10 protein-coding genes are annotated in these 11,783 nt (G+C 75.1%); 1 reads left to right on the top strand and 9 read right to left on the bottom strand.

All coding sequences use genetic code 11. The features are described 5' to 3' along the window. The first annotated feature begins 221 nt into the window (after positions 1-221). A complete protein-coding gene (locus ACFXDJ_RS27935) occupies positions 222-1,220 on the top strand; it encodes an NADase-type glycan-binding domain-containing protein (RefSeq protein ID WP_384850697.1) in 999 nt (332 codons plus the stop codon). 51 nt (positions 1,221-1,271) lie between these two features. On the opposite strand, the gene ACFXDJ_RS27930 is transcribed toward ACFXDJ_RS27935, so the two are convergent. The 9 genes from ACFXDJ_RS27930 to ACFXDJ_RS27890 all read right to left on the bottom strand — a co-directional run bounded on the left by ACFXDJ_RS27930 (position 1,272) and on the right by ACFXDJ_RS27890 (position 9,933). Then, positions 1,272-2,987 carry a BTAD domain-containing putative transcriptional regulator gene (locus ACFXDJ_RS27930; RefSeq protein WP_384850694.1) on the bottom strand — a complete coding sequence of 572 codons (1,716 nt, stop codon included), beginning with the start codon at positions 2,985-2,987 and terminating at the stop codon, positions 1,272-1,274. A gap of 72 nt (positions 2,988-3,059) precedes the next feature. Further along, positions 3,060-3,572: a phage tail protein gene (locus ACFXDJ_RS27925; protein ID WP_384850692.1), complete on the bottom strand. Its 513-nt coding sequence runs from the start codon at positions 3,570-3,572 to the stop codon at positions 3,060-3,062. Next, positions 3,569-5,587, bottom strand: a complete 2,019-nt coding sequence (locus tag ACFXDJ_RS27920; RefSeq protein WP_384654841.1) for a putative baseplate assembly protein — start codon at positions 5,585-5,587, stop codon at positions 3,569-3,571. The genes ACFXDJ_RS27925 and ACFXDJ_RS27920 overlap by 4 nt, the downstream gene beginning before the upstream one ends. Then, the gene (locus tag ACFXDJ_RS27915) at positions 5,587-6,015 is read right to left on the bottom strand and encodes a GPW/gp25 family protein (RefSeq protein ID WP_384654839.1); all 429 of its coding nucleotides are present in this window, start codon (positions 6,013-6,015) and stop codon (positions 5,587-5,589) included. The genes ACFXDJ_RS27920 and ACFXDJ_RS27915 overlap by 1 nt, the downstream gene beginning before the upstream one ends. A gap of 7 nt (positions 6,016-6,022) precedes the next feature. Then, positions 6,023-6,304 (bottom strand): PAAR domain-containing protein, encoded by a 282-nt coding sequence (locus ACFXDJ_RS27910; protein ID WP_384654836.1) that lies wholly within the window; start codon positions 6,302-6,304, stop codon positions 6,023-6,025. Between the two features lie 138 nt (positions 6,305-6,442). Beyond that, complete coding sequence (locus tag ACFXDJ_RS27905) at positions 6,443-8,311, bottom strand: VgrG-related protein (protein ID WP_384850689.1); 1,869 nt, start codon at positions 8,309-8,311, stop codon at positions 6,443-6,445. Positions 8,312-8,314: 3 nt separating this feature from the next. Next, entirely contained in the window at positions 8,315-9,094 is a 780-nt protein-coding gene (locus ACFXDJ_RS27900; protein ID WP_384654830.1) for a LysM peptidoglycan-binding domain-containing protein, read from the bottom strand. 15 nt (positions 9,095-9,109) lie between these two features. After that, on the bottom strand, positions 9,110-9,544 hold the full coding sequence (locus ACFXDJ_RS27895) for a phage tail protein (protein ID WP_384654828.1): 435 nt from the start codon (positions 9,542-9,544) through the stop codon (positions 9,110-9,112). 149 nt (positions 9,545-9,693) lie between these two features. Then, complete coding sequence (locus tag ACFXDJ_RS27890) at positions 9,694-9,933, bottom strand: hypothetical protein (RefSeq protein WP_384654825.1); 240 nt, start codon at positions 9,931-9,933, stop codon at positions 9,694-9,696. Positions 9,934-11,783: the final 1,850 nt, after the last annotated feature.

The raw sequence follows: 11,783 nt of genomic DNA, 5'->3' as shown, positions 1-11,783 counted from the left end.
GGTGGCGGGGGTGTGCGTGTGGCTCCGACGCGGGATCTGGCGCGAGCGGGGGGGGGGGGGGAGCGCCGCGCGGCCGTCCCCTGGTCGGGGGGGCGCGCCCGCCCCCCCCCGGGCGTTTCGGCGGACCCCGCTTATCCCTGCCCTAAAGGGCAGGGGCGGGGGGATGCCGGGGTGCCCTGGCGGGGGTTGGGGGCGCCGGGGGCCCTGGCGAGCATGGACGGGTGACCAACTGCACGGTGTGCGGGACGCGCTGTGAGCCCGGGGAGCAGTTCTGCGGGAACTGCGGAACGTTCCTGGAGTGGGGAGACCCACAGATCGCGCAGCCGGGCCCCGCTCCGCAAACCCCGGCGGCCGGGCCCGTCGTGCCGCCCATGCCCACCCGGCCGCCCAACCGGGCGGTGCAGCCGGGCCGATCCGAGGCCGCCGCGTCGCAGCGGCGGACCGTGGAGGCCGAGGAGGAAGCGCCGCGGCCCGGGGAGCTGATCTGCGGGCAGTGCGGCGCCGGGAACCTGCCCGCGCGGCGGTACTGCCGCCGGTGCGGAGCCGCCCTCGCGGACGCGCCCGTCGCGGTGCGGCCGTCCTGGTGGCGCCGCCTGTTCGCCCGCCGGGTCCGGCGGCCGCACGCCGCCGGGGAGAGACCCCGGCGCCGCCGCCGGTGGCGCGTGCCCCGCTTCGCGGTGGTGCTGGTGGTGCTCCTGGCGGTGGCCGCCGCCGGGTACGCCTTCCGGGCCGAAGCCCTGGGCGCGGTGGAGTCCGTACGCGACCGGGTGTCCAAGCCCGAGCTGACGCATGCCACCGGGGTGACGGCCTCCAGCGCGGCCCCGGGGCACGAGGCCGCGCTGGCCGTGGACGGGACCACCGACCGGTACTGGGCTCCCCAGGGGTCCGCCGGGCAGGGGGCCGGGCAGGGAGAGTTCCTGGAGGTCTCCTTCGACGGGGGCGTGCGGCTGCTGGATCTCGTCGTGCATCCCGGGGCCTCGCCGGTCGCGGAGAAGTTCCTCCAGCAGGGGCGGCCCAGCAGCCTGCTGCTCACGGCCGTGGCCAAGGACGGGCGGACGACGAACAAGACCGTCCGGCTCGCCGACGCGCCCGGGGAGCAGCGCTTCCACTTTGCGGTGAGTGATGTCGTGCGGCTGCGGATCACCGTGCGGGGGGCGTACGGGGCTGAGGGCGGGCATCTCGTCGCGCTCGGCGAGGTCGAGTTCTTCAAGAGGCCCTAGTGAGGTCCTAGTGAGGTCCTGGTGAGGTCCTGGTGAGGTCCGAGTGACAGGTCAGCGCAGGGCCGCCAGGATCTGTGCGTGGCGGCGTTCCGCCTGGCGGGCGGCGGCCGGGTCGCCGGCGCGGCGGTGGGCTTCGACGAGCAGGCGCCAGACCGCGTCCTGGAAGGGGTCGAGGGACAGGGCGTGGGCGGCCGCCGTCACCGCCGCCTCGGCGTGGTCGCGGGCCAGTTCCACCTCGGCCAGGGTGTGCGCGGCGCGGACCGCCTCGCCGCGGCAGTGTTCCCGGAGCGGGACCACCCATTCCGCCGGGCCGTCCTCCGGCAGCAGCTCGCCGGTGTAGAGGCGCAGCGCGCGGGCGAGCGCTTCGGCGGCCCGGTCGGCGTGGCCCCGGGCGGCTTCGGACAGGCCCTGGGCGGTGGCGGCCTCGAAGTGCTGGACGTCGCAGCCGCCGCCGGGGGCGAGGTCGAGCATGTAGGCCTCCCCGGTGCGGACCAGGACCCGCGCCCTCCCCCGGTCCTGGCCCGGTTCGAGGACGGTGCGCAGGGCGGATACGGCGGTCTGGAGTCCGTGGCCGGCCGTGCGGGCGGAGCTCTCCGGCCACAGGGCGGCCATCAGGTGTTCCCGGTGGACGGGGCGGCCGGCGTGTACGGCGAGGAGCCGGGCCAGGGCCCGTACGCGCGGCCTGGTCGCGCCCCAGTCCAGCGGGTGGCCGTCCAGCGTGGCCTCGAAGCGGCGGAAGCAGCGGAGGGCGAGCGGGAGTTCGGGGGCCCGGTCGCCGGACGCGGCCGGGCCCGGGGAGCCGGCCGGGCCCGGAGGGCGGGACACCCGGGGCGCCGGTGCGGACCGGCGGCGGGACGGAGCGGGACGGTGCCGCGCGAGGTAGGCGCGCAGCAGGGGCAGGCAGTCCTCCGCCCCGTACTCGTCCGCCAGTTCCGGCGGCTCCTCCGTCCCGCACCGCAGGGCTCGCACCGCCTCGTCCGGGAAGGCGGCGAGGACCTCCCGGTCCAGATAGGTGCGCAGCGCGGGGGCGTCGAGGGGGTCCCGGCCGGCGGCCGAGGCGGCCTGGCCGAGGCGGATGAGGGCGGGCCAGCCGCGGCTGAGCCGGAGCAGGGCCGGGTCGGCGTCCGGGAAGGCGGCCGCCGCGGCGGCTTCGCCGAGGCGCAGGGCGCGGGCGGTGAGCAGGCGGGTGTCTGCGAGTTCGAGCCGGGTGAGGTTCACCGCGGGCATCCTGCGGCCGGCCAGGACCACGCGGAGCCGGCCGGGCGGGGCGAGCCGGGCCAGTTCCTCCAGGGCGGCCTCGGCCGGGTTGCCGTGCACCAGGTGGACGTCGTCCACCAGCAGCAGGACCGGGGCGGGGCCGCGCTCGATGTCCAGCAGTACGGACTCCACCGTGGGCGCCGTCGGCGGGGCCGACGGGGCGGGCGGGTCCGTCCGTGTCCGGCCGAGCCCGGCCAGCCGGGCCAGCACGGTGGACGCGTCCCGGGTGTCCCGGCAGGGGCGCCAGTGCACGACCGGCCCGGGGAAGGCGGCCGCCGCCCCGGCCAGCAGGGTGGTCTTGCCGTACCCGGCGGGCGCGATCACGAGCGTCAGGGCGCCCCGGCCGACGAGCGGGACGGCCGGGGCCACCGGGACGGCCGATGTGGTCGGACGGATCGGCGGCGTCGGACGGATCGGCGGCGTCGCCAGGACGACAGGCGCTACGGGCACGACGGGCGCGATGGGCACGACGGGCGCGACGACGGGCACAAACGCAGTGCGGTCGGACAATTCCCGGCCTCCTCCCCCACGCACAGCAGGTCAAGGATGGCCGCTCACTCTCCGCACAGCATGAGTAACCCACTACCCAATCGGCACCACCTCGACCCGGAACGGCAGGTGCACCGGCCGCTCGCGCGCGACGAACGCCGTCAGCGCGGCGGTGTCCACGGCGGCCGGGTCGGGCACGCGCAGCCGCACCAGCAGGTACGGCCGGTCGGAGCCGGGCAGGGCGGTGCCCGGGGTCGCGGACCAGGTGGCGGCGCCGCTCTCCTCGATCTCCGGGGTGACCCCGAAGACCTGGCGGACCTGCTCGGCGAGTCCGGCCCGGATGCCGCGCAGGGCGTGGGCGGCCACCGCGCCCGGGACGTCCCCGTCGGCGCCCACCCAGGCTCCGAGGAGGGCGACGAAGTCGGCGGGGGCCAGGCCCGGGTCGAAGTACGCGGGCAGGCAGTCGAGCACGGCCAGCACGGGCGCGAGCACCTCGTCCAGGCTCTCGGTGATCCGCTGCGCGAGGTCGTCCTCGGCGTACACGGCGGGCAGTTGGGCCCCGAGCGGGTGGCGGGAGGGCAGGTCGGGGACCAAGCGGCGGGTCACCGGTGCTCCACCCTGACCTGGTGGTCGTAGCTGAAGGCGAGGGAGCCGGGGCCGAGCACGATCCGGTCGGCGGGTTCGCCGCGCCGGCGGGTCTCCAGGTCGGCGGGGAAGAGCCGTACGCTCTCCACCGACTCGACCCCGGGCACCTGTTCGAGGACGGCCCAGACGGCTCCGGTGTGCACGGCGCGGCCGAACGGCCAGCCGGCGCCGTCGGGTCCGCCGGTGAGCGGGTTCAGCTGGCGGTAGAGGGCGGCGAGCGCGGCCCGCTGGACGCGGGCGGGCGGAATGCCGTGGGCGGCGTGCAGGACGGCGACGACGGTGACGCCCTGGTAGTAGGGGGGTTCGACGACCAGCCGGGTGCCGAGCATGCGGCGGGCGTCCAAGTGGGCCGCCACGGAGGACAGTAGGGCGGGCGGGCAGGCCATCCGGCCGAAGTCCAGGCGGCCTTCGCCATCGTCCTCGGCGGCCGGTACGAGGAGTACGCGCACCCCGCCGGGACCCGCCTCGGGGGCTTCGACGCAGCGGACCCGGGCGACTTCGGGAGCGGCCTGGCGGGTGAGGTACTCGAAGTCCTCGGCGGTGACGGCCCGTTCGCGGGTGCGCAGCTCCATGGCCCCGCGCAGCCGGGCGTTGGCCACGTCCTCCCCGTCGACCCCGCCGCCGGCGGCCCGGCGGTTCTCCACGCGGGCGATGTACGGGATGGAGCTGCGCAGCACGCCCAGCGTGCGGCGGGCCACGTTGCCGTGCCGGCCGCCGCCGGTGAGGTAGGGGCGGGCGCGGACCGGGGCTCCCTTGGCGGGGACCGCCCCGTACTGGCGCAGCGAACCGTCCGCTTCGCGCACGGCGGGGCCGAAGCTGATCTCGCCGGTGGCCCTGTCGACGCCGATGTGCCGGTCCCCGGGGCCGGATTCGCCGAAGTGGGGCACCTCCGTCCAGTCCACCCAGCCTTCGGAGGTGCTGTGCGTCTCCACGGTGAAGGGCCGACCGCCCGCGATGACCGGGGCCCGGTCGAGGGTGAAACTCTGGCCGGGGACGCCTTCGGAGATGCCCAGGAGCTGCTCGCCGACCCGTTCGGCGTGGACGGCGGGGGCGGTGCCGCCGATGGTGAACGCCTCGGCGGAGAGCAGGGAGGGGGCCGCCGAGTAGGTCCGCTGGCCCTCGGCCGGGGGGACGACCACGCAGCGCAGCCACCCGGCGCGCTGCCGGGCCTCGGCGGAGGCGAGGTGCTGGTCGGGGAGCTGGATCAGCACGTCACCGGGCCGGTTGAACCCGCCGGTGCCGTCGCGGTCCACCTCGCAGCGGGTCCAGCCCTCGCCGGTCCAGGCCTCCCAGGCGAGCGGGGGGCGGTCCGGGTCGATGCCGTGGCCGGCGACGGGGAAGTCCAGGCGCAGCGCGACCACGCAGGAGGGCGCGGCCTGGGAGAGCCCGAAGTAGAGGGCGTCGCCGGGGCGGGGCACCGGGGAGAAGCAGGGCACGCCGCGCCCGGTGGCGAGTTCGGGGCCCCGGTCGGTGGGAACGGCTCCCGGACCGGTGGCGGCGGTGGCTCCGGCGGCTCCCGCGGCCCCGGTGGTCGTCGCGGCGCCCGTCGCGGCGCCCGTCGCTGTGGCGAGGACCGACAACTCGACCGGGACCAGCGCGAGTTCCCGTACGGTCGAGAACACCACCGCCTCGTCGGTTTCGGTACGGGTGGTGGCGACCTCGCTGCCCTCGCGGATGCGGACCGTCTCGGGCTGGGGCGCCGACAGCCAGAACGTGACGTCGGTGCGGGCCGCCGAGGGCGGGTTCAGGGTGAGACCGATCAGGTCGAGGAAGGCCACGTGGTTCTTGTCGGGGACCCGGTTGAGCCGGTAGATGAGCTGGTCCGTCATGTGGGCGAAGGCCTCGATGAGGGTGACGCCCGGGTCGGAAACGTTGTGGTCGCTCCACTGCGGGCAGCGCTGCTGGACCATCCGCTTGGCCTCGTCCACGAGGTCCTGGAAGCGTCGGTCGTCGAGATTGGGGCGGGGCAGCGCCATCAGCCGCCGCTCCCTTCGGCAGTGGTGGGCGAGTCGTGGGCGGGGATGACGTAGAACGGGAAGACCAGGTTGCGGGGGGTGTTGGAGCCGCGCAGGGCATAGCTGATGTCGATGTAGAGGGTCCCGGCCTCCACGGCGTCGAAGCTGACGGTCACGTCGACGAGCCGGATCCTGGGCTCCCAGCGCTCCAGGGACGTACGGACCTCGTAGCCGATCTGCGCGGCGGTGGCCGCGTCGGCCGGGGCGAAGACGTGGTCGTGGATGGCGCAGCCGAACTGCGGGCGCATGGGGCGCTCCCCGGGCGCGGTGCCCAGGATCAGCCGCATGCTCTCTTCGATCTCCTGCTCGCGGCGCACCAGGGCAATGGCTCCGGTGGCGTCGGTCCGCAGCGGGAAGGCCCAGCCGGCGCCGATGAACTGCTCCCCCACGGCCGGTTCACCCGCCGATCAGGACGGTGGGGGCGCCCATGATGATCGGCGCTCCGCAGACGGCCATGTCCCCCATGCGGGCGGCGGGCAGGCCTCCGATCAGGACGGTGGGGCAGCCGGGCGGGGCGATGACCGAGGGCGGGTGGACGGCGGGGGGCGGGAAGGAGCAGATGTGCGGGGTGGACACCACCGCCGCCGGCATCCCGCCGATCAGGACGGTGGGCACTCCGGGCGGTCCGATCACCCCGGGGTGGCCGGTGGGGTCCCCGACGCGTGCGGCTGGCGGCATATCGCTGTTCTCCTCGGGTCCTCGGGTCTTTGGGTCTTTGGGTCTTTGGGCCTTCTCGTGGTTCTTGCTCGGGTCTTCGCTCGGGTCTTCGCTCGGGTCTTCGCTCGGGTCTTCGCTCGGGTCTTCGCTCGGGTCTCGCTAGTTGATGCGGACGAGCGCGGCGCTGATCGACAGGCTGGCGCCGCCCTTGAGTTCGGTGCTGGCCTGGCCGTTGACGCTGACCGTGGTGCCCTTGACGTCCACCTGGCCGTTGGTCTGGAGCTTCACCGCGCCCGCGCCGCCGTCGACCTCCACGCCGGCCTGCGCCGTGATCTCCACCGACTGGCCCTTGAGTTCGAGCTTTCCGGTGCCCGCGTCCATGGCGATGCCCTGCCGCGCCTTCACCGTCACCTTGTCCTTGGCCTCGATCTCGACCGTGCCGTCGCTGTGCACGGTGACGGAGGTGTTCTGCTGGTCGAGGTGGAGGGTGAGTTTGCCGTCGCCCGTGGCCAGCCTGACCCCCTTGGGTCCGCGCGCGCAGTCCAGCAGCTCCAGCCGGTTGCCGGAACGGGACACCAGGGAACGGCGGTTGGTGGATCCGCTGGTGGAGTCGACGAGCGGGGCTTCGTGGTCGGAGGGCTTGTCCTGGCCGTTGTAGAGGCCGCCGATGACGTACGGATGGTCCACGCGGCCCTGTTCGAAGCCGACCAGCACCTCGTCCCCGACCTCGGGGCCGAAGATCCCGCCGCCGCCCTTGCCGCCGAGGCCGGCGGTACGGGACCAGTCGCTCACGTACTCCCCGTCCAGCCAGGGGAAGGCCAGTTTGACCCGGCCCCGGTCCTCGGGATCCCTCGTGTCGGTCACCGTCGCGTTGACCAGCCCGCCGATCCGCCCCCGGTCGCCGCCCGCGCCGGAACCGCCGCCGGAGCCGCCGGAGGCGAGGCCGTGGAGGGAGCGGTTGTTGCGGCCGCCCACGGTGAGCCAGGTCTGGTATCCGGTCTGCGGGTCGAAGACGTGGCGGCTCGCGGAGATCGTGTACTTGCCCTCGAAGGGCGCCCCGACATTGGTGAGGGTGACGGCGGTGCCCGCGCGCAGCCTCGGCATGCCCATCGCCACGGCGTCCAGCTCCGCGAAGGACCCGGCGAGGTCGGCGGCCAGGGTCTTCGCCGCCTGGTCGGCCTCGGCCTGGGTCCGGTAGGGGGTGTCGGTGGCCAGGAACAGTGCCTCACCGAAGGCGTCGGCGGCCTGCTGCGGGGTCAGACCGAGATCCAGCCGGTCGCTGCGCCCGGCCGGAGCCCGGCCGACGACGGCGGCCTTCGCCTGGACGTCCCAGCCGCGCACCTCCACCTGCTGGACCTGGTCGGCGGCGGTCACCGAGGCGTGGCAGCTCAGCAGGTTACGGCCGAACTCCAGTACGTACGGGCTCGCTTGCGGGCGGGTGGACGCGGAGGGCGCGCCCTCCGCCCTGGCCGGGACCCGGAAGAAGAACCGGCCCTCCAGTACGCCGACTTCGGCCCCCGCGAGGTCCGCGAGCCGGTGCAGGAACTCCCAGTCGGTGATGCCCGGCTGCGCGAGGTGCTCGTAGACCGTGGTGGTCGCGTCGACGGAGCCGACGGGCAGTCCGGCCCGCCGGGCGACCTGGACGGCCACGTCGGAGGCGGTCATCTGACGGTAGCCGGCGACCCGGCGGCCCCGGAAGAAGCGGTGCGCGTGGTCGAGGCCACGTACGACGGTGAAGGTGCCGGTGGCGTCGAGGTCGATCTCCACCGCCGTGACCTCCCCGGAGACGAGCAGCTGCCGCTGCGGGTCGTCGGCCGCCCGCGCGAAGAGTTTGACCGGGCTCCCGAGGGTGAACCCGGCGGCGCGCAGGGCGAGATGGTGCGGATCGCGGAAGCGCAGCACGAACAGATCGGGCAGTTCGGTGCTGTCGTCCACGTACGCGGACACCAGCGTCTGCGCCACGGGCTCGGGCAGCGCCTGCCCGGCGACCTCGACGGCGATGCTGTTGACGAAGCTCTCTCCGGCCATGGCTCAGCCCAGCTCCTCGGCCCCTGGAAGCAGCAGTTCGGTGCCGGGCCGCAGCCGCATCGGATCGTCGATGCCGTTGGCCTCGGCGATGTGCCGCCAGGCGGCCGCGTCCCCGTACTCCCGCCAGGCGAGCAGCGCGAGGGTGTCCCCGGTGACCACGCGGTGCACGCGGCGGGCGGCGAGCGCCCCGGAGGTGGGGTTCTGGCCGGGCATGGGCCCGCTGAGCTCCTCCAGGGTCACCTGGCAGACGGCGCGGATCGGGATCCCGCCCGGGGTGAACAGCGTGTACTTCGCCTGCACTTGGCTGACGTAGCCGACGAACCCGGTGAGGCCGCCCCAGCGCAGGATCACCCAGGGCGGAACCCCTTGCTTCTGCTGGTGGGTCTCCTGGGTGGCCACGCAGCAGGCGAGCAGCTTCTCCACGGCCGCCACCACCCGGCCGTCCTGGTCGGCGGTGGCGTCGAAGAACATCTCCAGGGTCAGCTTGGCGGCCCCGGGCCCCTTGAACTCGGCGGGGCCGGCGGTGGCCGCACCCTTGGCCGGTTTGCGTTCCCACTGGGCGGACTTGGCGAGCGTCAGCTCCTTGGGATTGAACTGGAAGTCGATCCGCCCCATCCGCGGCCCGGCCGGCCCGGACCCGCCGTCGGCGGGCGGCTCGCGCAACTCCAGCCAGGCGCGCTCCAGTTTGGGGCGGGGTCCGCCGGATCCTCCGGGGGCGGCGGAGGTGGGGGCGGGGGCCGGGGAGGCGGAGGCGATGAAGGCGACGGGCTGCTGCAAGGACATGTTCGAAGCCCTCCCCTAACGGCCCGCGTTGAGGAAACCGTGATGGGCGATCTCCAGGGTCTCCGTGGCGACCTTGACGGTCTCCGGATTGAGGGAGGGCCCGCTCCAGCGCACCGGGACCACGTCCATCAGGCTCCAGCGGGCGACGACGGCTCCGTCGACGGTCATGGCGCTGATGTGGGCCGTCTTGCGAGGTATGCCGCCGAGCATGCCGGCGAGCCAGCGGGTGACCAGCTCGGTGTCGCGGGTGACGGGGCGGGTGAGCTTGATGTTGGAGTACTTGATGCGGGTGGGGAGTTGCCAGACGTAGCCGTTGTTGCCGCCTTCCTCGCGCTGCTCCATGACGACTTCGCAGCCGAGGCCCTCGCAGCTGTTGAAGGAGCCGAGGCTGATGTTGTCGATCTCGACCATGAAGCACACGCTGACGGCGGGGTCCTGCTGCTGGGTCATGGCGGGTCCTTGCGCGCTCGGGTTGGCGGGTTCCGGGTTGGCCGTCTGGCCGTCTGGCCGTCTGGCCGTCTGGCCGTCTGGCCGTCTGGCCGTCTGGCCGTCTGGCCGTCTGGCCGTCTGGCCGTCTGGCCGTCTGGCGAGTGTCCGCCCTAGTGGCGGGGGTCCAGCCGTACGCCGGCTCGTTCTCGGTCGAGCCGCAGTTCGGCGCGGAGCAGGCGGCCGAGGGGGCCGATGAGGCGGCGGACGAGTTCGTCGGTGCTGGGCTCGGCGGGTGGCTCCGCCGGTGGCGGCGGGGCCGATGCCGTCGACGACGACGGGGACGGCATCGGCTGTACGGGGTCCCGCGCCTCGGCGGCGGGCGGTGACGGCTCGGTATCCCGCTGGGCCACCGGCGGTGGTGGTTGCGGTGGCGATGGCTGCGGGCCGGGCGAATCCGGGAATCCGGGGGCGGCCGCCCGGGAGACCGGCCGCGTGGCCGCCTCCGACAGCGCACGCTGGAGCGGCGAAGGCACGGGGGCCGCCGGTTGGCCGACTGGGACGGCGGGACCGCGTCCGGGGCCCGGACCGAAGCTGAGGCTGGGGTCAGGGCTGAGGCCGAGCCCAAGGCCAGGGCCGGGGCCGGGGCCCGGGCCCGGGCTGAAGCCGGAACCGAGGCCGGAACCGAGGCTGGAGCCGGAACCGGAACCGAGGCCAAGGCCGGAGGCGGAGCCGAGGACAGGGCTGAGCCCGGATCCTGAACCGGAACCCACGTCTTGACCCGAGCTGGGGCCCGCCCCGGGGCCAAGGCCGGAATCGGAAACCGGGCCTAGGCCAAGAGCAGAGCCATAGCCGGAGCTGGAGCTGGATCCAAGGCTGAGGCCAGCGCCTGGGCTGAAGGCGGGACCGGAGTTGAAGTCGGCGTCGGGTGCGGAACTTGGGCCGAGGCCGGAGCCGAAGCCCGTGCCGGTACCACTGCCGACGCCAGACACCGCGCCGGTGCCGAGTCCGGGGCCGAAGCCCGCGCCGATGCCGGTACCGAGGCCAGCGCCGGTGCCGAGCGCCGTACCGAAGCCAGCCCCCGTGCCTGTGCCGATGCCTGTGCCTGTGCCGGAACTGGGACCGGAGACGGAGCCGGGGCCAGGCCCAAGGCCGAGGCCTGGGCCGGAGCCTTCGGCGGAGCCAGGGTTCAGGCCGGGGGTGGGGTTGCCGGTCCACGTCGTGGGCGTGGGTGTGGCCTGGAGCGTGGGCGCGGGCGTAGGTGCTGCGGGCCTGGGTGTAGGGGTGGGTGTGGGTGACGGTACCCAGGTCAGTGGGACCACCGCGGCCGGTGGCGGCTCCGGTGGTGCGGCCTCGGCAGGCGTAGGTACGGAGCGGAGCCGGAGTCCCCGTTCCCCCAGCAGCCCGGCGACGGGGCCCGGTTCGGCCAGCCGCTGGAGCGGGACGACCGGCACGACGGGCAGCTCAGGAGCGGCGGGGGCCGCAGGCACGACTTCCGGCAGGCCGGCTGCGGGCGGCTCGGGCAACGCAGCCGGTGCGGGTGCAGCCGTCTCCGTCGGCTCGGGCACGGCCCGGGTCCGCTGGACCGGGGGGAGCGGGGCCCCGAGGCCGACTCGACGGGCAGGCAGCTCGGGCGCACCCAGCAGCTCGGGCGCAGTCGGCGCACCGGGGGCAGCGGGGAGAGCGGAAGCAGCGGGCGCGCCGGGGGCAGCAGGGGGAACCGTAGGGCGGGGCGCGAGTGGGGCGCCCAGCCCCAGCTTCCTCGGCGTCGGCGTCGGCGTCGGCGACGGCGACGCATCGGGCTGTGGCGCCGGAACGGCGATCGGAGCCAGCGGCTCCGCTCCCACCAAGGGCCGGTCCGGCAACGGCTCGTCCGAGGCCTCCGCTCGCTGCACCGTGAGAGCCTGGGGCTCAGTCTCGGCGGGACCGGTCGACTCCTGCGCCTCCGGACGCTGTACGGGAACTCCTGCCACGGGGAGTTCCGCCGCCCCGGGCAGCACCGCCCGATCCGGAGGCTCGGCGGGGCGTGGCGGAGCCGGGGTGACGGGAGGGCCCTCCAGCCGTTGCACGGCTCCGGTAGCTTCGGCTCGCACCCGAGCCACGGGGACAGTCGGCTTCGCTGACCCGGCCGAAGCCGCGACGGGCCACACAGGAGCTGCCACCGGCGAACCCGACGCCTCCGCCGGGGCGACACCCGGAGCATCCAGCCGCTGCACCGCCCGCCCCCGCGTCGGCAGATCCACCGGGCCGGCCGGCGCCGCCT

This window comes from Streptomyces sp. NPDC059443 (genome assembly GCF_042750105.1).
Lineage (GTDB): Bacteria > Actinomycetota > Actinomycetes > Streptomycetales > Streptomycetaceae > Streptomyces.
The sequence above is the reverse complement of the archived record's forward strand: the minus strand, read 5'-3'. Positions and strand labels throughout refer to the sequence as shown.